Here is a 26,000-nt window from a genome sequence, read left to right as displayed (position 1 = left end):
ACGGGCCCGCGTTGTCGTTTTGAAGCCAGCCGTGTTCCGGGGTACTCATGCAAAACGACCGGCAAGAGCATTTTGCATGATGGCCGTTCCGGCGCCCCGCTCCACGCTCCCAGAATCCGCGCACCGCCGTCGTGCTGCGCACTTCGTCATCATGGCCGTGGTTCTCGGCTTGCCGCTCGGGGGCTGCTCCTTCGACTTGGGATCATGGGGCTCGGACGACAAGCCGAAACAGGCTGCCGCTGCCGACAAGCCCGCTGCCGACATCATCACCCCACAGGACATCAACAGCGCCAAGGATCACGCCACACGCGGCCAGGCGCTGGCGCATTCCGGCAAGGTCGACGAGGCGCAGGCGGAGTTCGAGCAAGCGCTGACCGCCGACCCTTACAACATCCAGGCGCTGTACGGCCGCGGCCTGATCTATCAGGGCCGCGGAAAACATCAGCAGGCGATCGACGATTTCACGGCGGCGAGCGGGCTGTCGCCGCAGAAGGCCGAGCCGCTGATCGGCCGCGCCACCAGTTACCTCGCCCTCGACAAGGCCAAGCAGGCCGCCTCCGACCTCGACGAGGCCGTGCAGGCCGATCCCAGCAATGTTGCGGCGTGGAGCGCCCGCGGCCAGGCCTATGAGCGGCTCGGCGACAAGGCCAAGGCGGCGGCGTCCTACAATCGCGCGCTCGCGCTGCGGCCAAATGACGGAAGCGCGCGCAGCGGGCTGGCGCGCACCGGCGGCTAGAGCTTCGGGTTACTTCGGCAGGACGGCGTGAAACATCGACTTCATGCCGGAGAACATGTCGTCGGTCACCGACGTGCGCTCGTTCTTTGGCGCCGGCATGGCGGCGTCGGCGCGCAGGTCGAGCGGAGCCTGCAGCACCGGGACCGGAATGTCGGCCGGCGGCGTCAGCCGATTCGCATCCTGGGCATTGGCGGCATAGGGCGGACGCGGCTGCGCGGCTTGATCGGCATTGTCGGTGGACGGGTTCGACACCATGATCGGCGGCGGCAACGGCCGGATCGCCGGGGCTGCCGCCGGACGCTGCTGGTCAGGCAAGCGGGCGAGATCAGTGCTGCGAGCGTCCTGGGATCGCACAGCGTCCTGAGACCGCGCAGCCTCCTGCGGACGCTCCTTGCGCAGCCGCTCGATGGCGGCACGCGCAAGATCGTTGGCATCGCGGGCTTCCTCCGGCGTGACGGCGGACTCGACCGGCGCGGCGGCGGGCGCAGCCTTCGCGACCGCCTTCGGCGCCGCCGGATGATGGCGCGAGTCGGCGGGGATGCTGGCCGTCTCGGCCGGCGTATCAGCCTTTGCGTCGGCAGGCTTGGTGTCGGCGGATTTGGGATCAGCCGATTTGGGATCAGCGGGCTTCTCGGTGACGGTGGCCTTCTCCGACGCCGATCGCTCGATCAGGGTGCGCTCGGACATGCCCTTGGCCTTCACGCCGGCTTCCGGGAGGCTGCTGACCACGGTGGACTTTTCGGCGGGCTTGGCTGCGGCTTTCGGATCTGCCTTGGGATCCACAGCGGCGGTCACGGCTGCGGCATCCGGCCCTTGCGGCTTGGCCACGATGTAGTGATTGACGATGTACGCCCCGATGATGGTCGCTGCCACCGAGGGTAAGATGTCCATCACGAATTTCTTCAGGTAACTCAGCATGACCTGCCACTCCCCACCCCGTTATTTCATGCTGGAACTTTGAGGCACATTCAGGGATCAACTGCGACGGATCGGTGGCAAACCCCCGTTCCGACGTCACCTTTGGTGTCACTTTGGTTTCAGCGGAGGCGCCCCCTGCGCAGGCCGCATCCACCTCTTAATTCATCGTGCAGCCGTTAACGGGTTATGAATTTCCACAGCCGCGCCTGCTCGGAGCTGCCATTCTCCCCGCGCAGGGTTACCGCCCGCGTCAGGGCTTGAGTTCGACCTCGAGGAACACGATCTCGCTGGCCGTCTCGTTAAGCACGTCGTGCTGGACCCCGGCCTTGCGGAAATAGGACTTGCCGGCCCCGAGCTGCGCCTTCGAGCGCTCGCCGTTCGGCGCCACGATGGTCATCTCGCCTGCTGTGATCGGAACGATGACGTAGTCCATCTCATGGGTGTGGTGGCCGGTGGCGCTGCCCGGCGCGAGCCGCCATTCGGTCACGCGGACCTCCGCGGTATCCACCTGCACATCCGATTTGGCGCTGAGCATCGTCACTTCATCTCTCCAACTAAGGCACGAATACCATGAACACGAACACCGCGAACACCACCATGTGAACGAGCCCGAACAGGATGTTGGTGCGGCCGGTTCCAAAGGTGAGCATGCTGACCATGAAGGTGAGCAGCAGGATCAGCATATGCTGGTTGCTGAGCCCGAGCACCAGTTCCTTGTCGAGCACATGGGCGGCAAGGGCCACGGCGGGAACCGTGAGCCCGATGGTGGCTATCGAGGAGCCGAGCGCGAGGTTGATGCTCTTCTGCAGGTCGTTCTTGCGCGCCGCCGAGACCGCCGCAACGCTCTCCGGCAACAGGATCAGGGCCGCCACCACCAGACCGGCAAAGGCCGGCGGTGCGCCGATCTTGACGGTGACGACATCGACCACCAGCGAGAATTTCTTGGCCAGCAGCACCACCGCCAGCAGCGAAACCAGCAGCAGGGCGACGCTGATCGCCGTCTCACGGTCCGACATCACCTCCCCATGCGCCGCCGCCTCATTGGCGCCGCTGACGAAATAATCGCGGTGGCGAATGGTCTGGGTGTAGAGGAACACCGCATAGAGCAGCAGGGTCACGACGCTGATCACGGCGAGCTGGGCCGTGGAGTAGATCGGGCCCGGCGCGGTGAGCGTGAAATTCGGCATGTCGAGCGTGATGGTCGCGAGCACGAACAGCACGCTGAGATAAAGGTTGGCGCCGGTGATCTGAAAGTCCTGCTCACGGTAGCGGATGCCGCCGATGAAGATGCAGAGCCCGACCAGGCCGTTGCAGACGATCATCACCACCGCAAACACGGTGTCACGCGCCAGCGTCGGGGCCGGCGTGTCGCCCAGCATGATGGTCGAGATCAGCGCCACCTCGATGATCGTCACCGCCAGCGTCAGCAGCAGCGTGCCGAACGGCTCGCCGATCCGCTCGGCAATCATCTCGGCATGGTGGACGGCCGCAAACACGGTGCCGAACAGAATCACCAGCAGCACGGCCGCGAACACCCAGCCCCCGGCCGATGGCGCGAAGCTGTAGCCGGAGGCCGAGACCGCGGCAAACAACAGCACCGCCAGAACGGGATACAGCCAGGCCGATCGTGGCATCGGTCCGTGTGCGCTCATCGTGGGGTCCCCTCACGTCATTGGCCCCGATTATGCGACAGACAATCGCCGCCGTCAGCCTCTCGCGGCGTCGATAAACCGTCTCGCGAGATCCATCGCACCGAAATTATCGAGATCGTCGTGCCCGCCGCCGGGCAGACGCACGAACTGCTTGGGTTCATGGGCGAGGCCGAACAGTTGCTCGCCTAAGCGGATCGGGATCGCCGGATCGTCGCTGCCTTGGACGATCAGGAGCGGCGCCGTGACGCCAGCGATTCGCTGGTCCGAATGGAATTGATCCCGCATCAGCAGGCTGACTGGCACAAACCAGAAGTGCTCAGCGGCGACGTCGGCCGTCGAGGTATAGGGTGCCTCCAGGATCAGCTTGCCGATGGGGTGTTCGGCGGCGAGCGCGACCGCAACGCCGGTGCCGAGGGAGAATCCCCAGGCCACGATCTGCTCGGCACGGTAGCGCGCGGTGGTGAACGCGTAAGCGGCCGCAGCGTCCAGCAGCAGGCCCTGCTCGCTCGGAGACCCGCTCGAGCCGGCGTAGCCTCGATAGGACAGCGCCACCAACCCGGTACCGTCGGCCGTGATGCCCTCGAAGTGCGCCACGCGGCCGGCCAGGAAATCGCCATTGCCGGGAAAGAACAGCACGACCGGCCGGCCCGGCTTCGCCGGCACATGCCAGACGATGACCTTCTCGCCGTCGGCCGTGGTGAGGACATGCTCTTCCGCGTCGGGAAGGCCGGCGGCTGCGGGCGCCGTCCGCCCGACCGGCGGGATCGGAAACAGCAACTCGCGCTGCTTGACGTACAGCACCGCGAGCCCGCCGAGATAGATGACGACCGCGGCGATCACGAGCCATTTCAGGATTGCGAGTGCCAGCCCCATGATCGGTACCGCAGCTATGTCTTGCCGCGGAGCTTCCGCTGCTTCTCGACCTCAACCTTGATGCTGTCGGGGACCGGCCGGCACGCGCACGCCGACGCGTGCGCGACATGCCATTTGATGCGCTGCTCGCGCGCGGCCCGAGGCGGCATGCGATGGTCTCGATGCCACTCCCGGTTCAGCGCCATTCGCCGCCAGCCCTACATCGCCTTGACGATGTTCTCGGTGACCTTCTTGGCGTCGCCGAGCAGCATCATGGTGTTGTCGCGGTAGAACAGCGGGTTGTCGATGCCGGCATAGCCCGAGGCCAGCGAGCGCTTGATGAACATCACGGTGCCGGCCTTCCAGACCTGCAGCACCGGCATGCCGTAGATCGGCGAGGTCTTGTCCTCCTCCGCCGCCGGGTTGGTGACGTCGTTGGCGCCGATCACAAACGCGATGTCGGCCTGGGCAAACTCCGAGTTGATGTCCTCGAGCTCGAACACCTCGTCGTAGGGTACGTTGGCCTCGGCCAGCAGCACGTTCATGTGGCCGGGCATGCGGCCCGCCACTGGGTGAATGGCGTATTTCACCTCGACGCCTTCCTTCTTCAGGATGTCGCCCATCTCGCGCAGCGCGTGCTGGGCCTGCGCCACCGCCATGCCGTAGCCGGGCACGATGATGACCTTGGAGGCGTTCTTCATGATGAACGCCGCATCATCCGCCGAGCCGAGTTTTGCCGGCTTCTGCTCGCCCGAGCCGCCGCCGGCCGCCGCGGTCTCGCCGCCGAAGCCGCCGAGGATCACCGAGATGAACGAGCGGTTCATCGCATGGCACATGATGTAGGACAGGATCGCACCCGACGAGCCGACCAGTGCGCCGGTGATGATCAGCGCCGAGTTGCCGAGCGTGAAGCCGATGCCGGCCGCGGCCCAGCCGGAGTACGAGTTCAGCATCGAGATCACGACCGGCATGTCGGCGCCGCCGATCGGGATGATCATCAGGACGCCGAGCGCCAGCGCCAGGATGACGATCAGCCAGAAGTCGAGCGCGCTGCCCGACATCACCAGGCCGACGATGAAGAACACCAACGCCAGCGCCAGCGCGATGTTGATGACGTGACGGAACGGCAGGATGATCGGCGCGCCGCTCATCCGCGCCGACAGCTTCAGGAACGCGATCACCGAGCCGGTGAAGGTCAGGGCGCCGATCGCAACGCCGAGCGACATCTCGACCAGGCTCTGCGGATGGATGTTGCCGGGCGTGCCGATGTCGAAGGCTTCCGGCGCATAGAACGCGCCGGCGGCGACCAGCACCGCGGCCATGCCGACCAGCGAGTGGAACGCGGCGACGAGCTCCGGCATCGAGGTCATCGGCACCCGACGCGCGATCACGGCACCGACGCCGCCGCCGATCGCGACCGCGAGGATCACCAGCAGCCAGGCCACGCCGTCGGCCGGCGGATGGCTCGCCAGCGTGGTGGCGACCGCGATCGCCATGCCGATCATGCCGAACATGTTGCCCTGGCGCGACGATGCCGGGCTCGACAGGCCGCGCAGCGACAGGATGAACAGCACCCCCGCCACGAGGTACAGAACAGCAGCCAGATTGGCGTTCATCTCAGGTCCCCCTTTGTCTTCGTCACCCCGAGGTGCACGCCGCTCACTTGGCTTTCTTCTTGTACATCGCCAGCATGCGCTGGGTGACCAGGAAGCCGCCGAAGATGTTCACGCAGGCGAAGATCAGCGCCACGAAGCCGAAGCCGCGGGCCCAGCCCGAGCCGCTCGACACCATGCCGACCCCGACCGCGAGCAGCGCGCCGACCACGATCACCGAGGAGATCGCGTTGGTCACGCTCATCAGCGGGGTATGCAGCGCGGGGGTCACCGACCACACCACGAAATAGCCGACGAACACCGCAAGAACGAAGATCGACAGCCGGAACACGAACGGATCGACGGCCTGCGCGAGATGCTCCATGGCTTCTCTCCTTACTTCGGCTGGAAGTTGGGATGGATGACGGCGCCGTCTTTGGTCAGCGCGGTGGCCTTCACCAGCTCGTCGTCCCAATTGACCGCGAGCGCCTTGCTGGCCTTGTCGACCATCGTCTCGATGAACGAGAACAGGTTGCGCGCGTAGAGGCTGGAGGCCGAGGCGGCGACGCGGCCGGCGACGTTGGTGTAGCCGACGATCTTGATGCCGTCGGTCTCGACCACCTCGCCGGGCCTCGCGCCCTCGACATTGCCGCCGCGCTCGACCGCAAGGTCGACCAGCACGGAGCCGGGCTTCATCGACTTCACCATCTCGCCGCTGACGAGCTTCGGCGCCGGACGGCCCGGGATCAGCGCGGTGGTGATCACGATGTCCTGCTTCTTGATGTGCTCGACGGTCAGCGCGGCCTGCTTGGCCTGATACTCCTTGGACATCTCCTTGGCGTAGCCGCCGGCGGTCTGCGCGTTCTTGAACTCCTCGTCCTCGACGGCGAGGAACTTGGCGCCGAGGCTCTCCACCTGCTCCTTGGTGGCGGGCCGCACGTCGGTCGCGGTGACCACGGCGCCCAACCGCCGCGCGGTCGCGATCGCCTGCAGGCCGGCGACGCCGACGCCCATCACAAACACCTTGGCGGCCGGAATGGTGCCGGCGGCGGTCATCATCATCGGAAAGGCGCGGCCGAAGGCCTCGGCGCCCTCGATCACCGCCCGGTAGCCGGCCAGATTGGCCTGCGAGGACAACACGTCCATCACCTGGGCGCGGGTGATGCGCGGCATCAGCTCCATCGCGAACGCCGACACGCCGGCATCGGCCATCGTCTTCAACGCGGCCTCGTTGCCGTAGGGGTCCATGATCGCGATCACCAGCGCGCCGCGCTTGTACTTCGCAAGCTCCGAGGCCTCGGGCCGCTTCACCTTGATGATGATGTCGGCATCCCTGAGCGCATCGGCGCTGACGGTGGCGCCGGCGGCCGTGAGCTCCGAATCGGGCAGCCCCGACTTGATGCCCGCGCCCGGCTCGACCGCGACCTCGGCGCCCAGCGCCTTGAACTTCTTGATGGTATCGGGCGAGACCGCAACCCGCGGCTCGGACGCATCGATTTCCTTGGCAACGGCGATCTTCATGGGCCCTCCGGCGGCGCGAGCGGCGCACGCGTCATCAAACTAGCGTTATTTTCGCCAGATTGGATACCCGGTTTTTCCATCCGGGTTTCGACAGGAATTCCGGCATCGCCGCGGGACGGCGATGCCGCTAGCCGATCAGAGGATCAGACCAGGAAATAGGCCATCAAGGCGAGGAGGATGGCGACGCTGATGGTGCCGTATTTGACCAGTATGAGAAACCCTTCATAGGTCTGCTCATGCGCCACGTAATCGTTGCCGTCGGCGGTCGTATAGGCCACTTCGCTATGGTCTGCCATCGCTGTCCCCAGTCAGAAATTCGCGTTCTGCGAGCCATTACCGCAAACAGGTTGGCAGGGCAACGGCGTGGTCCCGATCGAGCGATTTGAACCGCAAATCGTCCCCGATTCACCCGATCGAGCGGCGGCCTGCTGCCGCCCCTCGAGCAGGATTGATCTCCCAAACCCGGGCGTCATGGGACAATCATGCCGTGAGGCGCAAAAAACGCCGAACGAATCTGATGCTGGGCCAGCCGGAGGGCCGATGTCGTCAGCCCATCGTCTCCAGCTCGTCGATCATGCCGGCGATGACGGACAGGCCGCCGTCCCAGAATTTCGGGTCCTTGGCGTCGAGCCCGAACGGCCGCAGCAGCTCGGAGTAATGCTTGGTGCCGCCGGCCGCGAGCATGTCGAGATAGCGCTCCGCAAACCCCTCGGATGCGTGCTCGTAGACCGCATAGAGCGAGTTCACCAGGCAATCGCCAAACGCATAGGCGTAGACGTAGAACGGCGAGTGGATGAAATGCGGGATGTACATCCAGAACGTCTCGTAGCCCGGCTTGATCTCGATCGCGGGCCCGAGGCTCTCGCCCTGCACGCTGAGCCACAGCTCGCCGATCCGCTCGGCGGTGAGTTCGCCGTTCTTGCGCTCGGTATGAACCGCGCGCTCGAACGAATAGAACGCGATCTGCCGCACCACGGTGTTGATCATGTCCTCGACCTTGCCCGCGAGCAGCGCCTGGCGCTGCTTGGCGTTTTTGGTCTGCGACAGCAGCCGCTTGAAGGTCAGCATCTCGCCGAACACGCTCGCGGTCTCCGCCAGCGTCAGCGGCGTCGGCGCCATCAACGCGCCGTTCTTCGCTGCCAGCACCTGATGGACGCCGTGGCCGAGCTCATGCGCCAGGGTCATCACATCGCGCGGCTTGCCCTGATAGTTCATCAGCACATAGGGGTGCGCCGACGGCGTGGTCGGATGCGAGAACGCACCGGGCGCCTTGCCGGGACGCACCGGCGCATCAATCCAGCGATCGCTGAAGAAGCGCTCCGCGATCTCGGCCATTTTCGGCGAGAAGCCGTTATAGGCCGACAGCACCATGTTGCGCGCCTCGGGCCAGGCGATGGTGCCGGTCGCCGCGAACGGCAGCGGCGCGTTGCGGTCCCAATGCGGCAGCTTCTTCTTTTTGAACCAGCCGGCCTTCAACGCGTAGTAGCGGTGCGACAGCTTCGGATAGGCCGCGCGCACCGAGGCGACCAGCGCGTCGACCACCTCGCGCTCGACGCGGTTGTTGAGGTGGCGGGAATCCGCGACGTCCTGGAAGCCCCGCCAGCGGTCGGAGATTTCCTTGTCCTTGGCCAGCGTATTGGTGATCAGCGCGAAGGTGCGCTCATTGTCCTTGAAGGTTTTGGCGAGCGCCTGCGCGGCCGCCTTGCGCTTGTCGCCGGCCTTGTCCTGCAACAGGTTCAGCGTCGGCTCGATCGCGAGCTCCTTGCCGCTGATCTTGAAGCGCAGGCCGGAGATGGTCTGGTCGAACAGCCGGTTCCAGGCCGCGTAGCCGCTCTGCGCCTTCTCGTGGAAGAGCTGCTCGACGCGATCCTCGAGCTGGTACGGCTTGTCCTTGCGCAGATCCTCGATCCACGGCCGGTAGTGCCCCAGCGTGGGTTCGGCCATCGCGCGCTCGATCACGTCATCGTCAACCCGATTGAGCTCGAGCGCGAAGAACAGGAGATGCACCGAGGCGGCCGTCAGCCGTTCGGAGACGTCGCCGTAGAATTTCGAGATCGCGGGATCGACGCTGTCGCCGGCGTGGACCAGGCCGGCATAAGAGCCGAGACGGCCAGCCAGATCGTCGATCGCCTCGTAGCGGCGGATCGCCCCGGCCAGCCACTTTCCGCCGCCCTCCTTGCCGGTATTTTCGGCAAGCTTGCCCTTGTAGTCGGTCTCAAACGCGACGCAATCTGCATCCATTTTCTGCAAATCGCGTGCGACTTCCGGCGCGTCGATACCGGAGTAGAGATCTGCCAGATTCCATTCCGGAAGCTTGCCGGTCTTGCCGGCTGCCGGTTTCGCCGCCGGGCCGGCTGCGGCCGGTTTGCGTTGCGCGGCCGTCTTGCGCAGCGCGGCTTCCTTGCGGAGAGCGGCCTTGCTGAGAGCAGACTTGCCGGGAGCAGACTTCGAGGAGGCAGTTTTGGAGCGCGAGGTCATCTTGTTCGTAACCTTACTTCAGTCGGAAAGATGTCGGCGGCGGCGGAATGAAGGCGGGTTTGCAAGGTTTAAGAGTGCGTTAATCGGCATCGGCGACATTGCCCCGATTCGAGACAGATAAACGTAGCGTGCGGGGAAAACCATGGCTGCCACCATTTTGATCGCCGATGATGACGCCGTACAGCGTCGTTTGGTTGAAAACATGGTGCAGAAGTGCGGCTATGAGCCCCTCGTCGTGGACAGTGGCGACGCGGCGATAGCGGCCCTGACCGCATCCGAGACGCAGGCGATCGATGCCGTCGTGCTCGACCTCGTGATGCCAGGCCTCGACGGTCTCGGAGTCCTCGCAAAAATTCGTGAAGCTGGTTTGAACATCCCGGTCATCGTGCAGACCGCGCATGGCGGCATCGACAATGTGGTGTCGGCGATGCGCGCCGGTGCCCAGGATTTCGTCGTCAAGCCGGTCGGCTTCGAGCGACTGCAGGTCTGCCTGCGCAATGCCCTCAACGCGTCGGCGCTGAAGGGCGAATTGCAGCGCATCCGCCACAGCCGCGAGGGCCGGCTGACCTTCACCGACATCATCACCCGCAGCGAGGCGATGGCAGGGGTGCTGCGCACGGCGCAGAAAGCCGCATCCTCGACCATCCCGGTGCTGATCGAGGGCGAGTCCGGCGTCGGCAAGGAACTGTTCGCGCGCGCCATCCACGGCAGCAGCGAGCGCAAGGCCAAGCCGTTTGTTGCGGTGAACTGCGGCGCGATCCCGGACAATCTTGTTGAATCGATCCTGTTCGGCCACGAGAAGGGCGCCTTCACCGGCGCCACCGAGCGCCACCAGGGCAAGTTTGTCGAGGCCCATGGCGGCACGCTGTTCCTCGACGAGGTCGGCGAATTGCCGCTGGCCACGCAGGTGAAGCTGCTGCGCGCGCTCCAGGAAGGCACCGTCGAGGCGGTCGGCGGCCGCAAGCCGGTCAAGGTCGATGTCCGCATCATCTCGGCGACCAACCGCAAGCTGCTCGATCTCGTGAAGGGCGGCCAGTTCCGCGAGGACCTGTTCTATCGCCTGCATGTGCTGCCGCTGACCATTCCGGCGCTGCGGCAGCGGCGCGAAGACATCCCGCATCTGCTGCGGCATTTCCTGGCGCGATTCTGCGCCGAGGAGAACCGCAACATCACCGGCATCAGCGGCGATGCGATGGCGCATCTGGCGCAGCTCGATTGGCCCGGCAACATCCGCCAGCTCGAGAATACGGTGTATCGCGCCGTGGTGATGAGCGACGGCGACCAGCTCGGGCTCGCCGACTTCCCGCAGGGAACGACGCCGGTGCCGGAGGGCAAATCGTTGCAGGGCGAGCCGCTGGTGGTGTCGCCGTCCACGGCACCTGCCATGATTTCCGGTAATGACATACCGGCAACCTCTGCCCTGCCCACGGCGGGGGGCCTCTCGATGCTCAATGCCGCGGGCGAGATGCGCCCGCTAGAAGATCTCGAGAACGAGATCATCCGGTTCGCGATTTCGCACTATCGCGGCCAGATGTCGGAGGTCGCGCGCCGCCTCAAGATCGGCCGCTCGACCCTCTACCGCAAGCTCGACGAAGCCGCGGCCGGCACGCGCACAAGCGACGCCAGCTAAACTTGAGGCTGACAGGACAATACCAGGGAACCTTTTGAACCGTGTCCCGTCGGTGACAGACAAAGGCTGTGCCGCGTGGCAAAAACGCACGGCCCGAGCGAAATCAGCTGCTTCGAGGTCAGTTTGTCGTGAGTTGCCCCGCAAGGCGCTGGCTGCATAAGAGGGGCAAATGTATCGTCTGCGTTGATTGCGTGCAGGCATACGAGTCGCTTGAGAGGCCGGCGCTTCCGCGCAAGCTATGAAACCGAATACCGATTTGAACTGCTCCAGACTCTGAGGGGCAGTTCCACCCAGGGGGTGCGAAAATGCGTGACTGTTCGAACAACCGTCGAGGATTTGACCGCGTCTTGATGACCGTCGCGGCGACCTTCCTCACGGTGTCCGCGAGCTCGGCCTTCGCGCAGGACACGCCTCGCTCCAGCGCCTCGGAACTGGCGATCGACGCCGCGATCCCGCGCCCCGAACCGGCCAATGTGCCGCCGCCCACCGCAAGCGATTTCAAGGCCGACACCACCGCCGCGCTGCCCGACGCCGCCAAGCCGGCGGACGCGAAGCCCGCCGAGGTGCAGGCCACCGAAGCTAAGCCCGTCGATGCAAAGCCTGTCGATGCAAAGCCGGCAGAGCCGAGCGCAACCGCAAAGGCCGTCGAGCCGAAGCCTGCCGATGTCGCCACCGCGCCGGCGACCAAGCCCGCCGATGCGCCCAAGATCGATACACCGAAGACCGATACCGCGGTCGCGCCGGCTGCGGCCACACCCGCCCCTGCAACGGCCACAGCCCCCGCCGCAACTCCGGCTCCCGCGACTGCCGCAGCTCCGGCTGCTGAGCCTGCGAAGGCTGCGAGCAACCTTGCCGCCGAGGATCAGCCGGTCGCCGACAAGCTGCGTGAGCAGCTCGCCAGCAAGTCGCTGCGCACCTTCGATCGCAAGAACGAGCGCGCCGCGGCCGAGAAGTTCTACTCGACGCGCGAATATGCGCCCGTCTTCACCAAGGCCGGCAAGTTGACCGACGCCGGCAAGGGCGTCGTCGCCCGCCTGAAGGATGCGGCCGCCGACGGCCTCGATGCATCAGACTATCCGGTGCCGGATTTCACTGCGGCAACGACGCCCGATGCGCTGGCCGACGCCGAGCTGAAGCTCGCGGCCAGCATGCTGGACTATGCCCGCCAGGCCCAGAGCGGGCGGATGCACTGGTCGCAGGTGTCGGCGGATATCCTCTATCCCGAGCATCCGATCGATCCGGCCGAAGTGTTCACGAATGTGACCTCAGCCAAGGACGCCTCCGCCGCGCTCGACGGCTACAACCCGCCGCAGAAGCTCTACAAGGAGCTGAAGAAGAAACTCGCCGAGCTGCGCGGCCAGGGCGACGGCCCGGTGATCACGATCGCCGACGGCCCGGCGTTGAAATACGCCCCCGCGCGCAAGAAGCAGGCCGCAGTCGAGATGGACGATCCGCGCGTGCCGGAGCTGCGCAACAAGCTCGGCATCACCGAGGATGCCGACAGCACCAAGTATGACGCGACGGTGGCGCGGGCGGTGGAGAAATTCCAGAGCAGCGTCGACCTCAAGGCGACCGGCGTGCTCGACGAGCGCACGGTCAAGGCGCTGAACAATCCGAAGCGCGACCGCCAGATCGACACCGTGCTCGTCAACATGGAGCGCTGGCGCTGGCTGCCCCGCCAGCTCGGCGCCGCCAATGTCGGCAATGCCTATGTGATCCTCAACATCCCCGACTATACGCTGAAGGTGATGCAGAACGGCGCACAGGTCTGGACCACGCGCGTCGTCACCGGCAAGCCCGGCCAGCACGCCACGCCGCTTCTGACCGAGACGATGAAATACATCACGGTCAACCCGACCTGGAACGTGCCGCCGTCGATCATCTACAACGAGTATCTGCCGGCCCTGCAGCAGGATCCGACGGTGCTGCAACGCATGGGCCTCAAGCTCGAGCGCAACCGCGACGGCTCGATCCACGTCTCGCAGCCGCCCGGTGAAGCCAACGCGCTCGGCCGCATCCGCTTCAATTTCCCGAACAAGTTCCTGGTCTATCAGCACGACACGCCGGACAAGTATCTGTTCGCGAAGGATGAGCGCGCCTTCAGCCACGGCTGCATGCGCGTGCAGAATCCGGATCAGTACGCGTCCGTGCTGCTCAACATCACCGAGCCGAACCAGCACTACACGCCGGAGCGAATCCGCAGCATGTACGGCTCGAGCGAAGTCGATCTGAAATTCCCGACGCCGATCCCGGTCAACATCACCTACCAGACCGCGTTCGTGGACGACGGCGGCAAGCTGCAAATCCGCAGGGACATATACGGCCGCGACGCCGCCATGCTGTCGCTGCTCAAGAACAGCCGCGGCAAGGATCTCGAAACGGTGGTTGCGCACGCCCAGCCGAGCTACGCGCGGCCGCCGAGCAGCAGCCTGCCTCCGGGCGTCAACGTCGCCGGCGACAACAGCGGCTTTGGCTCCTCCGGACCGAACTTCTTCGAGCGCCTGTTCGGTGGATTCGGCCAGCCGGAGCCGCAGCCGGTCCGCCGTGGCCAGGCCCAGCAGCAGCGCCGGGTGATTACCCGCTGATCTGCCTCTTGGCCCGATTACGATAAATTTTGAAGCAAAATCAACGATCTCGCTCAAAAAGCGAGATCGTTTACGTTAACCATTTACCGTGGGTCCGGGGAACAGGGCTATCTTTTGCCACACTCCCCCAGTTAGTTAAGCCCAACTTGGGGGCGGGTCGGTAAACCTCGGTTAACCCTCCCGCTTTAAGAAAGCGTTCACCGTCTTCCGCAGGGGGTCTGCGAAGATGCCGACCGAACGCTCGTCGACTGGGTGGGCTCATAGTGCTGGCTTTCGCACGCCGCTACAAACCGCTGTCGCTGCCTAAGGCCGGATACCACGTCGGCCTGAGCGCGCTATTGCTGTTGGCGGGCGCCGGCTCGGTGCACGATGCGACTGCGCTGAACCAGACCCGCACCCTCTCCTTCCATCACACCCATTCCGGCGAAGACCTCACAGTCACCTTCAAGCGCGATGGCCGCTACGATGAAGCCGCGCTGAAGCAGCTCAATCACTTCCTGCGCGACTGGCGCTCCCAGGATGAGACGGTGATGGACCGTCACCTCTTCGACATCCTCTGGGAAGTGTACGGCGACGTCGGCGGCAAGCAGCCGATCCAGATCATCTCCGCCTATCGCGCCCCTGCCACCAACGCCATGCTCCGCCGCCGCTCCTCGGGCGTTGCGCGCCACAGCCAGCACATGCTGGGGCATGCGATGGACTTCTTCATTCCGGGCGTGCCGCTGGAGCAGATCCGCTTCGCCGGCCTGCGCTTGCAGCGCGGCGGCGTCGGCTTCTATCCGACCTCGGGCTCGCCCTTCGTCCATCTCGACACCGGCGGCATTCGCCACTGGCCGCGGATGACCCGCGAGCAGCTGGTCCGGGTGTTCCCGGACGGCCGCACCGTCCATGTCCCGACCGACGGCACGCCGCTGAAGGGCTATGAACTCGCCAAGGCCGACATCGAGCGCCGCGGCAATGGCGACGATGCTGCTGTTATCAGCAAGCCGACCCTGTTCGCGAAGCTGTTCGGTGGCGGCAAGTCGGGCGACGATGAAGACGAAGGCGCGGCCGCCGTGAACGACAAGCCCGCCGCCCCGACCGTGGTTGCGGCCGCAGCGCCCGCCAAATCCGCCGACCCCGTTCCGCTGCCGCGCGCCAAGCCGCAGCAATTCGCCGCCGCCATCCAACTCGCCGCCGCCGACGCGCAGTTCGTCCCGATGCCGAAGGCGAAGCCGGCGGTGCAGGTGGTGCAGACCGCCGAGAACACAGCACCGCAATCGCCCGCCGACATCATCAATGCCCGCGGTTTCTGGGGTGACGACTCCGCGGCGCCGAAGCAGGCATCGGCGGCGCAGATCGCCGCGCTGAAGGCGCGTGAGGCGGTCGGCGGCTCCGATCCGCAGACCACCGCCAGCACGACGGACAACTTCAACAAAGCGCTCGCTTATGCGCCGGCTGCATCCTCACCGGTCGATCGCGCCAATATCGTCGCGGCGACCGCGCCGATCCCGCGCAATGTGCGCCCGGCGCGCAATACGGCAGCGCCGGCCACCGAAATCAACACCGTCGTTGCGAAGGGCACCGCTAGCCAGGGCGTGATCACGACGTCGGCGCGGATCTCGGCCGCCAAGGGCAACGACATCTGGATGCGCGTCGTGATGCTGGCGCCGAGCGCGAGCAGCGGCATGCTGACCACGGTGCTTGGCGACACCGACATGAACATGATGCGGGCGCACTTCGTGAAGCCGCAGGCCGCCGTCGCCATGACCTTCTCAGAAGATCCGATGATGGGCATGACCTGCGATCGCTTCTCCGGCTCGGCGACCGCCCTCCTGACCACCCAATCCTTCGTGCTGCGCACCGCCTCGCTGCGCTAGGCTTCTGCCGACAACATCACTTCATCAGCGGTTCAAGCCGGCAGCCCCGCCTTGAGCAGGCCGGTCTCGTAACGCGCCCGGTCGGGCTCGCGCTTGTAGTGCTGGGTTGCCAAATGCCCGGCGACCGAGAAGGCCGGCTCGCGCTTCAGCACCTCGGCTGCATGGGCTGAGGCCGCCACCGAATTGCCCATCTGCGCCAATGTCGCGGCAAGGAAGGCGTGATGGGTATGATCGGGCCGCGTGATCCGCGAGAACGCCTCGGCGGCGTCGGCGTATTTCTCGGCGCAATAGCAGGCGCGGCCGAGATGACTCCAGAACCGCTCCGGATGGAACGGATTGAGGCGCATCGCCCGCTTGATCCAGTCGATGCCCTCCTCCGGCCGCCCGAGCCAGGTCAGGAGCTCGCCCTGCTGCACGACGACGAGATCGTAGTTGGGGTTGAGCGCGAGCGCGCGCTCCTGGTGGAAGGCCGCCTTGTCGTGGTCGTCGCGGTTGAGGTTCAGCGCCGCGAGGATCCGGTGTACGTCGCTGTCATTGTCGTCGAGCTTGAGCGCGATCTCGAGCTCGGCCGCCACCTGCGCGAAGGTCGCATCGCGGTCGTCGCACCAACTGTAGACCCAGGTCTGGCCCAGCACGCAGGCCCGCCAGGCGTGCGCATGAGCGTAGTTGGGATCGAGCACGATGGCCCGCTCGAGCAAACGCTGCGCTTCCGCATTGTCGTCGCGCGCCGAGCGATGATGCAGCACCTTGGCGGCGAGCACGCACTCATAGGCCGCCATGTTGTCGGTCGGCTTGCGCTTGACGCGGTCATGGGCGGCCGCCTCGACGCGCCCCGGCAAGGTCGACACGATCGCGCGCGTCATCTCGTCCTGGATCGCGAAGATGTCGGCAAGCTCGCGGTCGTAGCGTTCGGCCCAGACGTGCCGGTCGGCCTCGGCATCGATCAGCTGCACGGTGACGCGGATCCGGCCGCCTGCCTTGCGCACGCTGCCTTCCAGCACATAGTCGACCGCGAATTCCTTCGCGACGTCCTGCACCTTCACGGCCTTGCCCTTGTACACGAAGGTCGAGTTGCGTGAGATCACGAGCAGATCGTGGAACCGCGACAGCTCGGTGATGATATCCTCGGTAAGACCGTCGGCGAAGAATTCCTGCTCGGGATCGCCGCTCATATTGACGAGCGGCAACACGGCGATCGAAGGCTTTTTGGCGACGACAGGCGCGGCCGCCGCACTCGGATGGTCGGTTGCTGATCTGGCGCTCGATTCGAGATGGATGCGGAAGACCCGGATCGGGCGCGCGATGTTCTTGACGGTCTGGTCGCCGAGATCCTCGAAGCTCAGATCTTCCAGGCGATCGCCGACCTGATCGCGGACCGCGCCGGAAATGCAGATGCCGCCGGGTTCGGCCAGCACCTCGAGCCGGGACGCGACATTGACGCCGTCGCCGAAGATGTCGGCGCCGTCGACGATCACATCGCCGAGATTGATGCCGATGCGAAACTGCATCCACCGCGCCGGCGCGACGTCGGTGTTGCGCTTGGCCATCCGGCGCTGCACCTCGGCCGCGCACAGCACCGCATCGACGACGCTGTGGAATTCGACCAGCAGGCCGTCGCCGGTGGTCTTGATGATGCGGCCGCGATTCTTGGTGATGGCCGGATCGATCAGTTCGATCCGATGGGTCTTGAGGCGCGCAAGGGTGCCCGTCTCGTCAGCCTCCATCAGGCGGCTAAAGCCGACCATGTCGGCGGCGAGGACCGCAGCGAGCCGACGCTCTGGTCCTGGCACGTCCATCTGAACGCTCTGCCCGGTTACCTCACCGGCAGTCTAGCAAATCCCGGGATATCACCCAAGCCTCGCCGAGAGGATTGGGCGAGTTACCTCGGGCGGGCCCTTGACGACGCCAGAGCGGCCCGCCTGCCGCCTCAGAGCATCCCGAGCGCCTGCATATAGGTCTCCAGGATGGTTTCCTGCTCCTGGCGCTCGTTGGCATCCTGCTTGCGCAGACGCACGATGGTGCGCAGCGCCTTGACGTCGAAGCCGTTGCCTTTGGCCTCGGCATAGACGTCGCGGATATCGTCCGAGATGGTCTTCTTTTCCTCTTCCAGTCGCTCGATGCGCTCGATGATGGATTTGAGCTGGTCCTTGGCAAATCGCGTTGCGGGTTCATCCTGAACGGCGGCAGACGTGGTGGCCATCGCGTACTCCTGAAATGGCAATGAAATGTCGCGCGAATACGCGCCACGCGCACCGCTTGCTGCGGGCGACCCTCGATTTTGGAGCACGTCCCGTCAAGGAAACATCGCGCTCATCCACAGCGCGCCCACAGGAGATGCAAACGAGGATGGAACAACGTCATTCCGGGGCGTCCGAACGACGAACCTCAGGTGCGCAATTGCGCACCGGGGAATCCCGAGATTCCGGGTTCGATGCTGTCGCATCGCCCCGGAATGACGTTTTAGTGCCCGCTTTGGGCCTTCTTCATCGCCGCGAGCTGCTCCGGCGTCGCGCCGCCCTGATACTTCGCCTTCCACTCCTCATAGGGCATGCCGTAGACCGCCTCGCGGCTCTCGTCCTTGCTCACCGCAAGGCCCTTGGCGTCGGCCTCTTCCTTCATCCAGTTGGACAGGCAATTGCGGCAGAAGCCGGCAAGGTTCATCAGATCGATGTTCTGCACATCGGTCCGGTTGCGCAGATGATCGACGAGGCGCCGGAACACCGCGGCCTCAAGTTCTGTTCTGGTTTTGTCGTCAATACTCATGATCGTGATCCCGGTGTGATGCGCTCACCATATTGATATCAGGTGGGAATTGTCACAGATTTTGCCATATCGACGCGCAATACGGACCTAGCCGGCCACACTGGCCACGGTCCGGCGGCGTGGGGGACGGGCGCCCGCCCGTTGACAGTGCCAGCCGGGCACGCGAAATCGACAATGATTTGATATAGCTTCGCCGCATGAGCCCAATAGATTCTCTCGCCTCAGCTCCCCGCACCATCCGCCTGATCCTGGCCTGCATCCTGCCGGTGCTGGCGCTTGTGGCGGCATGCCTGTGGACGAGCCCGGCGGCCGCCGATTTCCGGCTCTGCAACAACACCTCGAGCCGGGTCGGGATCGCGCTCGGCTACAAGGATGCCGAGGGCTGGACCACGGAGGGCTGGTGGAATGTGTCGTCGCGGACCTGCGAGACCCTGCTGCGCGGCAATCTTGTGGCGCGCTACTACTACATCTACGCTCTCGACTACGATCGCGGCGGCGAATGGTCCGGTCAGGCCTTCATGTGCTCGCGCGACAAGGAATTCACCATCAAGGGCACCGAGAATTGCCTGGCGCGGGGCTTCGACCGCACCGGCTTCTTCGAGGTCGACACCGGCGAGCAGCGTGCATGGACCGTCCAGCTGACCGAAACCAACGAACAACAGCCGCAGAAAGTACCGGGAATGCCGGGCGGCGTGGCCCCGGGAAGCCCCGGGGCGATGCCGGGCCTGCCCAACCCGCCGCCGGGCGCAGCGCCTCCGGGCGCGTCGGGTCTGCCGCCAGCCGCACCACCCGGAAACAAACAATGAGACGACTGCGCCGAATCAAGATCCTCGCAACGCTTGGCCCGGCCTCCTCAGACAGCGCGATGATCCGCAAGCTGTTCGAGGCGGGTGCCGACGTATTCCGCATCAACATGAGCCATACCCCGCATGACAAGATGCGGGAGTTGGTCAAGACCATCCGCAATGTCGAATCGGGCTACGGTCGGCCGATCGGCATCCTGGTTGACCTGCAAGGGCCGAAGCTGCGGGTCGGCGCCTTCGCGGAAGGGTCGACCCAGCTCAAGAACGGCCAGAGCTTCATTCTGGATTCCGACAAGACGCCGGGCGACAACAGCCGCGTCCAGCTTCCGCATCCGGAAATCCTCGCCGCGCTCCGGCCCGGCCACGCGCTGTTGCTCGACGACGGCAAGGTGCGGCTGATCGCCGAGGAAACCTCGCCCGACCGCGCGGTCACGCGCGTCGTGATCGGCGGCAAGATGTCGGACCGCAAGGGCGTCAGCCTGCCCGACACCGATCTGCCGGTCTCCGCGATGACCCCAAAGGACCGCGCCGATCTCGAAGCCGCGCTGCCGGAGGGTATCGACTGGGTCGCGCTGTCCTTCGTGCAGCGTGCCGAGGACGTGATCGAGGCCAAGAAGATGATCCGCGGCCGCGCCGCCGTGATGGCCAAGATCGAGAAACCGCAGGCGATCGACCGCCTCGCCGACATCATCGAGGTGGCGGACGCACTGATGGTGGCGCGCGGCGATCTCGGCGTCGAGCTGCCGCTGGAGCGGGTGCCTAGCCTGCAGAAGCAGATGATCCGGATGGCGCGCCGCGCCGGCCGGCCGGTGGTGGTCGCGACCCAGATGCTGGAATCGATGATCCAGTCACCGGTACCGACGCGCGCCGAGGTCTCCGACGTCGCCACCGCCGTCTACGAGGGCGCCGACGCTATCATGCTGTCGGCGGAATCCGCCGCCGGCAAATTCCCGGTCGAAGCGGTCTCGACCATGAACCGGATCGGCGAGGAGGTGGAGCGCGACCCGACCTATCGCAGCGTGATCAACGCACAGCGCGTCGATCCCGAGGCGACGGTGGGCGATGCCATTGCCGACGCCGCGCGGCAGATCGCCGAGACGCTCGATCTGTCGGCGATCATCTGCTGGACGTCGTCAGGCTCGACCGCAATCCGGGTGGCGCGCGAGCGCCCCAAGGTGCCGGTGGTCGCGATCACGCCGAACCTCGTGACCGGCCGCAAGCTGTCGGTGGTGTGGGGCGTGCATTGCGTGGTTGCCGAGGACGCCCACGATCTCGACGACATGGTCGAACGCGCCGGCTCGATTGCATTCCGGGACGGTTTTGCCAAGGCCGGTCAGCGCGTCATCATCGTCGCCGGCGTGCCGCTCCGCGCGCCCGGCACCACCAACATGCTGCGCATCGCCTCGGTCGGACCGAACGGCGACGCGCAGCTGTAGATTCTTGTTTGACGCGTTTTCTTCACGCGAGCCGTTGCCCACCCCACATCAAGTGCGGGGCAGGCTTCACTCGAAAACGCTCTAGCCCGCGGCGCTAGGCTACCGTCAGCCCTGCAACGACGCGTCGAGCGTGATCTTGGTGTTGAGCAGCTTCGACACCGGACATCCGGCTTTGGCCTTGCCCGCCAATTCCTGGAACGTTGCGTTATCGGCGCCGGGGATCTTCGCCGACAGCGTCAGGTGCACGGCGGTGATGGCAAAGCCGTCGGCGACCTTCTCCAGCGTCACGTCGGCCTTGGTCTCCATGTGCTCGGCCGTCAGCTTGGCTTCGCCCAGGATCAACGACAGCGCCATCGTGAAGCAGGCGGCATGCGCCGCGCCGATCAGCTCTTCGGGGTTCGAGCCGGGCTTGCCCTCGAAGCGGCTGGCGAAGCCATAGGGGTAATCCGAGAGCGCGCCGCTCTTGGTCGAGATCGCGCCCTTGCCGTCCTTGATGCCGCCCTGCCATTTGGCCGAACCATGGGTCGTCGTCATGCGTTGCTCCGTGAGGTTGTTGAACCCAGCCTCAACCTACAACGCCAATGCGACGGAAGTGTTCGCCGCGCAGCCGCGATCTCAGGCCCCGACCAGGGCCTTCGCCGGGGTCGTCGCCTGCACGACGAGTCCACGAGCACGCGCGTCCATCACGCCGACCGCGCGCAGCGCGAGCAGCGTCACGGTCTGCACCGTATCGCGCAGCTTGATCGGATCGTCGAGATTTGACGGCGCCAGCGGACCGACCAGCGCTTCATGCAGCGCGCCGAGCAGGGCAGTGGCGGCCAGCGCCGTATCCTGCGCCGGCAGATGTCCGGCGCGCACGGCAGCGTCGATGCGCATGGCAAGCTCGCCGGAAATATCGCGGCGGCTGGCGAGGCGCGAGGCGGTGACGTCGACATCGACCGGCTCGGCCAGGATGCCCCACGCCAGCTTGCGCTGCGACAGCACGTGGACCGCAATCGTCGTCACCGCGGCGGCCAGCGCCGATGAGGGTCCGGGCGCGGCCTCTGCGGCGCGCCGGATCGCGGACAGTTCGTCGCGCGAGACCTCCGTGATCAATTCCGAGATCAGCTCGGCCTTCGACGGGAAATAGCGGTAGACGGTGCCTGCCGCGACATTGGCCCGCACCGCGACCGGTGCGATCTGGACCGCCGCCATGCCGCCCGCCGCCGCCGCATCCCGCGCAGCCGACAGGATGGCGCTGCGCCGGGCAGCCAGCCGCTTCACGACCTGATGAGTTCGCCGGTAGACCATGGCGTTCCGCCCCCCACCGCATGCCCTGACCGGCGCCCACCGGCAGAACACACGCGTCTTCAATGTTTTGAACGGTTGATCCCGCAACCGTCTGAAGAAGTGAACACCTATTCAGACTGAATGACAAGCTGGAATTGTAAGGATTTTGCGACGGCCGCAGGTGCCACCTCTGATTGAATCGGCAGCGTTACGGGTGCCGGCAAGCGCCGACCACAGGGTTCGGTGGCCCACTGCCCGCGCGCGGCAGCTTGCGATCGGATCCGAGCATGATCGAGATGGTAAATCGCGCGCTAAGATGATTGCTCGAAATCGAGACATCCGATCTCGCGCAGACCCGCGACATCGCGATCGCATTTACCCGAATTTATCGGAAGCCATGGTCGAGTGCGCCCGACGTCACGCGTGGCGTTGTCTCGATATCCCAGGCCGAACCAAGAAAGCGCATGTCACTCTCCATCACCAGCAGCGTGAGCAGCCGTAGCGCGGTGCGAGGATTGCTGCCGCTGTGCGCCGCCGTGGGCGCCTATCTGTTCTATCTCTCCGCTGGTGAGATCCTGCTGCGCGATTCCGACACCGAGTGGCAGATCAGGGTCGGACAGTGGATCCTCGAACACGGCGCGATGCCGACATCAGACGTGTTCTCGTTCACCCGTTTCGGCGAGCCCTGGATCTCGAGCTCGTGGCTGTCGCAGGTGGCGTACGCCCTGGTGTACGGCGGCGATTGGGCCGGGCCGGTGATCCTGACGTCGGTCGCGATCGGCGCGACGGTCGCGATCTTCCTGCATCTGTTGAGCCCGTATTTCGATCCGGCGCGTGCACTCCTGATCGCGGCGCTGGCGCTGCTGCTGTCGACGATCCACTTCTTCGCGCGGCCGCATGTGCTGGCGCTGCCGGTGTTGCTGGCGTTCATCGGCGGCCTGATGGCGGCCGCGGATCGCCGCACTTATCCATCATGGTGGCTGCTGCCGCTGATGGCGCTGTGGGCCAATCTGCATGGCGGCTTCGTGCTCGGCCTGGCGCTGATCGGGCCGATCGGACTGGAGGCGGTGTGGAGCGCGGAGCCCGGCCGCCGCCGTCAGCTCATCGTGCGCTGGGGATTGTTCGGCGTCGCTGCGCTGGCCGCGAGCTGCGTGACGCCCTATGGCTGGAATAGCCTGCTGGGCGCGACCAAGATCCTGAGCCTCGGCAAGCTTCTGTCAATGATCGGCGAATGGCTGCCCGCGGATTTCAGCAAGCCTAGCTTCTTCGAAGCCACGCTGCTCGGCCTGATCGGCCTTATCTGCTATCGCGGGCTGACGCTATCGGTGCCGCGCATCCTGCTGCTGCTCGGGCTGATCTGGATGGCGCTGAGTCATATCCGCAACATCGAGGTGTTCGCGTTCATCGCGCCGCTGGTACTCGCCAAGCCGATCGCCGAACAATGGGGAATGGCAGGCGTCCGCGCCGCCCGCTTCGAGCAAGGACGCTCCATCCCCGTCGTCACGATCGCGGCTCTCATCGCGATGGTGATCGGAGCGTGGGTGACGACGACGATGTTCGTCGCGCGGCACGAGTTCAAATTCCTGCCGGAATTCTCGCCCGTTGCCGCGGTCGACGTCCTTCAGCAGCACAAGGCGCAGCGCATGTTCAGCACCGCGCCGTTCGGCGGCTACATGGTCATCCGCGACATGAAGGTGTTCATCGACGGCCGCGCCGAGCTCTATGGCGAGCAATTCGTGCTCGACTATTACGCCGCGCTCGATGCCCGCGACGTCGGCCAGCTGCTGGACCTGCTCGACAAATACCGGATCGACGCCACGCTGCTGAGCTCGGACTCCCCGGCCGGAAACGCGCTGGACCATCTCAAGGGCTGGAAGCGGCTCTACAAGGACGACATCGCCGTCATCCACGTGCGGTCGGACGAGAGGGCCGGCGCGGTGCCGGCCGCCCCAAGTTCGAACTAGCCTGCTGCGCTGCTTCGTTGTCCAGAGCGGCAACGCCGCCTATCCTGTCATCCTGAGGTGCGAGCGGAGCGAGCCTCGAAGGATGCACGGCCCTGATCTCGCAGCCGGGCCGTCGATCCTTCGCGACGGCGCTGCGCGCCTCCTCAGGATGACGGGTCTAGTGCGGAGCGCGAGTACAGACGTGCATTCGATCTCAACCTAATTCCCCGTCTGGAGCTCGCCGAAGCGATCCCAGGTCTTGCCGTTGAAGCGCATCAGCTGCATCTGGTCGACCGGCACATGGTCGGCCGGCGACGTGTTGACCTTGATGCCGGGCAGTAGCATCGGCAATTCCAGCTGCTTGATCGCGAACGCCTGCCGCAGGATGTTCTCGGTCGAGAGATCGTCGCCGCAGGCCTTCAGCACTGCCTCGAGCGCCATCGCGCTGTTGTAGGCGTTGACGTAGTTGGTGTCGTGCTGATCGCCTTCAGGCACGTATCTCGTCATGAAGTCGCGCCAGCCCTTCATGCCGGGATCGTCCTTCCAGGCCGGATCGTCCGGATCCTTCACATAGGCCGTGGAGATGATGCCGGTGCCGGCTTCGACGCCGGCCGGCTGCATCACGGTCGAAATCCACACCGCGGTGTTGGACAGGAACGTCATCGGCCGCCAACCGATCTCGAAGGCCTTGCGGATCGACTGCGCCGCGAATTTCGGCGTCGCAGCGATCACGAAGACGTCGGCATTGGTCGCCTTCAGCTTGACGATCTGCGAGTCGATGGTCGGGTCCGTGATCTCATAGGTCGCGACGGTCACGAGCGAATCAAACTTCTCGCCGAGCACGTCCTTGAGGCCCGCGAGATAGTCGCGGCCGTAATCGTCGTTCTGCGAGATCACAGCGAATCTCGCGTTCGGATTCTTCGCCAGTGCATAGCGCGCGTAGAGCCGGGCCTCGTAGCGGAATGGTGCCTGCACGCCCATCGTCGCTTGCGGGAATTGCGCGATGTCGCCGAACTTCGAGGCGCCGGAGGCCAGGAACAGCTGCGGGATGTTCTTACCCTGCAGGTATTTCGCGATCGCCGTGTTGTGCGCGGTGCCGATCGAGGAGAAGATCAGCGCGACCTCGTCGCTCTCGATGAGCCGGCGCGTCTGCTCCACCGTCTTCGGCGGCGCGTAGGAATCGTCCAGCGAGATGAAGTTGATCTTGCGGCCGTTGATGCCGCCGCGCGCGTTCAGCATCCTGAAATAGCCCGCCTCGCCCTTGCCCAGCGCGCCGAACGCCGACACCGGCCCGCTATAGGGCATGGTCTGGCCGATTCTGATTTCAGTTGCTGTGACGCCGCGCATCTCGGCGGCAAATGAAGCGGTGGGCAGCAGCAGGAATGAAATGGCGCCGAGCGCGCCGAATGCCTTGCGCATCGGCCTCCCCTCCCCTTTTTCTTGCCGCGTCCTCAGAGAGCGCGGCCGTGCCGTTTGTCGGCTTGGCCTTAAGGATGCCACGGCCCCCCAACGGAGGCCAAGCCCATTCGCCGCGGCGATCTCAGCGCTTGCCGCGCTCCTTGACCGGGATCACGAATTTCAGCCCCGACCACACCGCATCGACGGCGCAGACCTTGATGTCGACCAGGCCGGACGCGAGCCCGATCTCGCGCACCGCCCTGTCGTCAAGATCGGTCGCGACGCCTGAGCTCTTCTTCGGCCACGACACCCAGATCATGCCGTCGGGCGCGATCGCCTCCCGGTAGCGCTGCAGCTTGGCGGCGAGCCCCTTGGCCTCGGCGGCGAACAGATGCACGGCATCGAGCGGCGCCCGCGCGGTCTTCGCGATCCGCAGATCGGCAGGCAGCTCGCCGACGATGTCGGCATAGGGAACGGACAACCCGTCGACAAAAATACAAAAGCCCGGCTTGAGGCCGAGCTTTTGCACAATCGGTTTGCCGGAAATGCCGGCCATGGCGGGCGA

General features: G+C 65.4%; 23 protein-coding genes. 7 read left to right on the top strand and 16 right to left on the bottom strand.

Going from position 1 to position 26,000, the window contains the following annotated elements:
• The first annotated feature begins 151 nt into the window (after positions 1-151).
• On the top strand, positions 152-736 hold the full coding sequence (locus ACE103_RS05060; RefSeq protein WP_223975959.1) for a tetratricopeptide repeat protein: 585 nt from the start codon (positions 152-154) through the stop codon (positions 734-736).
• A 9-nt stretch (positions 737-745) separates the two neighbouring features.
• Here the strand turns inward: ACE103_RS05060 and ACE103_RS05055 are convergent, their stop codons facing one another.
• The 9 genes from ACE103_RS05055 to ACE103_RS05015 all read right to left on the bottom strand — a co-directional run bounded on the left by ACE103_RS05055 (position 746) and on the right by ACE103_RS05015 (position 9,749).
• Complete coding sequence (locus ACE103_RS05055) at positions 746-1,654, bottom strand: hypothetical protein (RefSeq protein WP_375778550.1); 909 nt, start codon at positions 1,652-1,654, stop codon at positions 746-748.
• Between the two features lie 250 nt (positions 1,655-1,904).
• Complete coding sequence (locus tag ACE103_RS05050) at positions 1,905-2,189, bottom strand: cupin domain-containing protein (RefSeq protein ID WP_028340624.1); 285 nt, start codon at positions 2,187-2,189, stop codon at positions 1,905-1,907.
• 19 nt (positions 2,190-2,208) lie between these two features.
• On the bottom strand, positions 2,209-3,306 hold the full coding sequence (locus ACE103_RS05045; RefSeq protein WP_375778549.1) for a calcium:proton antiporter: 1,098 nt from the start codon (positions 3,304-3,306) through the stop codon (positions 2,209-2,211).
• A 54-nt stretch (positions 3,307-3,360) separates the two neighbouring features.
• Entirely contained in the window at positions 3,361-4,179 is an 819-nt protein-coding gene (locus tag ACE103_RS05040; RefSeq protein ID WP_375778548.1) for an alpha/beta hydrolase, read from the bottom strand.
• A 197-nt stretch (positions 4,180-4,376) separates the two neighbouring features.
• On the bottom strand, positions 4,377-5,774 hold the full coding sequence (locus tag ACE103_RS05035; RefSeq protein ID WP_375776357.1) for an NAD(P)(+) transhydrogenase (Re/Si-specific) subunit beta: 1,398 nt from the start codon (positions 5,772-5,774) through the stop codon (positions 4,377-4,379).
• A gap of 43 nt (positions 5,775-5,817) precedes the next feature.
• Complete coding sequence (locus ACE103_RS05030) at positions 5,818-6,135, bottom strand: proton-translocating transhydrogenase family protein (protein WP_016841609.1); 318 nt, start codon at positions 6,133-6,135, stop codon at positions 5,818-5,820.
• A gap of 11 nt (positions 6,136-6,146) precedes the next feature.
• Entirely contained in the window at positions 6,147-7,271 is a 1,125-nt protein-coding gene (locus ACE103_RS05025) for a Re/Si-specific NAD(P)(+) transhydrogenase subunit alpha (protein WP_375778547.1), read from the bottom strand.
• A 143-nt stretch (positions 7,272-7,414) separates the two neighbouring features.
• On the bottom strand, positions 7,415-7,567 hold the full coding sequence (locus tag ACE103_RS05020; protein ID WP_163159659.1) for an aa3-type cytochrome c oxidase subunit IV: 153 nt from the start codon (positions 7,565-7,567) through the stop codon (positions 7,415-7,417).
• A 250-nt stretch (positions 7,568-7,817) separates the two neighbouring features.
• Positions 7,818-9,749 carry a M3 family oligoendopeptidase gene (locus ACE103_RS05015; protein ID WP_375778546.1) on the bottom strand — a complete coding sequence of 644 codons (1,932 nt, stop codon included), beginning with the start codon at positions 9,747-9,749 and terminating at the stop codon, positions 7,818-7,820.
• Positions 9,750-9,891: 142 nt separating this feature from the next.
• Between ACE103_RS05015 and ACE103_RS05010 the strand changes: the two genes are divergently transcribed.
• The 3 genes from ACE103_RS05010 (at position 9,892) to ACE103_RS05000 (ending at position 15,823) form a co-directional block, all read left to right on the top strand.
• A complete protein-coding gene (locus ACE103_RS05010; protein WP_375778545.1) occupies positions 9,892-11,379 on the top strand; it encodes a sigma-54-dependent transcriptional regulator in 1,488 nt (495 codons plus the stop codon).
• Between the two features lie 305 nt (positions 11,380-11,684).
• Positions 11,685-13,964, top strand: coding sequence for a L,D-transpeptidase family protein (locus ACE103_RS05005; protein ID WP_375778544.1), 2,280 nt, complete (start codon positions 11,685-11,687; stop codon positions 13,962-13,964).
• A 260-nt stretch (positions 13,965-14,224) separates the two neighbouring features.
• Positions 14,225-15,823: a DUF882 domain-containing protein gene (locus tag ACE103_RS05000; RefSeq protein WP_375781010.1), complete on the top strand. Its 1,599-nt coding sequence runs from the start codon at positions 14,225-14,227 to the stop codon at positions 15,821-15,823.
• Positions 15,824-15,855: 32 nt separating this feature from the next.
• Here ACE103_RS05000 and ACE103_RS04995 read toward each other — a convergent pair whose 3' ends face one another.
• The 3 genes from ACE103_RS04995 to ACE103_RS04985 form a co-directional block, all read right to left on the bottom strand.
• Positions 15,856-17,619 carry an adenylate/guanylate cyclase domain-containing protein gene (locus tag ACE103_RS04995; protein WP_223975931.1) on the bottom strand — a complete coding sequence of 588 codons (1,764 nt, stop codon included), beginning with the start codon at positions 17,617-17,619 and terminating at the stop codon, positions 15,856-15,858.
• A 131-nt stretch (positions 17,620-17,750) separates the two neighbouring features.
• The gene (locus ACE103_RS04990) at positions 17,751-18,023 is read right to left on the bottom strand and encodes a DUF2312 domain-containing protein (RefSeq protein WP_029085502.1); all 273 of its coding nucleotides are present in this window, start codon (positions 18,021-18,023) and stop codon (positions 17,751-17,753) included.
• 260 nt (positions 18,024-18,283) lie between these two features.
• Positions 18,284-18,586, bottom strand: a complete 303-nt coding sequence (locus ACE103_RS04985; RefSeq protein WP_176533687.1) for a DUF1244 domain-containing protein — start codon at positions 18,584-18,586, stop codon at positions 18,284-18,286.
• Positions 18,587-18,783: 197 nt separating this feature from the next.
• On the opposite strand from ACE103_RS04985, the gene ACE103_RS04980 reads away from it, so the two are divergent.
• Together ACE103_RS04980 and pyk are read left to right on the top strand one after the other, a co-directional pair.
• The gene (locus tag ACE103_RS04980; RefSeq protein WP_375778543.1) at positions 18,784-19,392 is read left to right on the top strand and encodes a DUF1036 domain-containing protein; all 609 of its coding nucleotides are present in this window, start codon (positions 18,784-18,786) and stop codon (positions 19,390-19,392) included.
• Positions 19,389-20,825: a pyruvate kinase gene (gene pyk / locus ACE103_RS04975; protein WP_223975925.1), complete on the top strand. Its 1,437-nt coding sequence runs from the start codon at positions 19,389-19,391 to the stop codon at positions 20,823-20,825. The genes ACE103_RS04980 and pyk overlap by 4 nt, the downstream gene beginning before the upstream one ends.
• A 105-nt stretch (positions 20,826-20,930) precedes the next feature.
• Here the strand turns inward: pyk and ACE103_RS04970 are convergent, their stop codons facing one another.
• Positions 20,931-21,359, bottom strand: a complete 429-nt coding sequence (locus tag ACE103_RS04970) for an OsmC family protein (protein WP_016841620.1) — start codon at positions 21,357-21,359, stop codon at positions 20,931-20,933.
• Positions 21,360-21,440: 81 nt separating this feature from the next.
• A complete protein-coding gene (locus ACE103_RS04965) occupies positions 21,441-22,115 on the bottom strand; it encodes a TetR/AcrR family transcriptional regulator (protein WP_375778542.1) in 675 nt (224 codons plus the stop codon).
• A gap of 443 nt (positions 22,116-22,558) precedes the next feature.
• On the opposite strand from ACE103_RS04965, the gene ACE103_RS04960 reads away from it, so the two are divergent.
• Positions 22,559-24,058: a hypothetical protein gene (locus tag ACE103_RS04960; RefSeq protein WP_375778541.1), complete on the top strand. Its 1,500-nt coding sequence runs from the start codon at positions 22,559-22,561 to the stop codon at positions 24,056-24,058.
• A gap of 198 nt (positions 24,059-24,256) precedes the next feature.
• On the opposite strand, the gene ACE103_RS04955 is transcribed toward ACE103_RS04960, so the two are convergent.
• Together ACE103_RS04955 and ACE103_RS04950 are read right to left on the bottom strand one after the other, a co-directional pair.
• Complete coding sequence (locus tag ACE103_RS04955) at positions 24,257-25,456, bottom strand: ABC transporter substrate-binding protein (RefSeq protein ID WP_375778540.1); 1,200 nt, start codon at positions 25,454-25,456, stop codon at positions 24,257-24,259.
• A 121-nt stretch (positions 25,457-25,577) separates the two neighbouring features.
• A complete protein-coding gene (locus ACE103_RS04950; RefSeq protein WP_375778539.1) occupies positions 25,578-25,991 on the bottom strand; it encodes a DUF3052 domain-containing protein in 414 nt (137 codons plus the stop codon).
• Positions 25,992-26,000: the final 9 nt, after the last annotated feature.

It is taken from the genome of Bradyrhizobium sp. ma5 (assembly GCF_042258955.1).
Taxonomy (GTDB): Bacteria; Pseudomonadota; Alphaproteobacteria; order Rhizobiales; family Xanthobacteraceae; genus Bradyrhizobium.
Note: the sequence above shows the minus strand (reverse complement) of the source record. Positions and strands in the feature narration are given on the sequence as shown.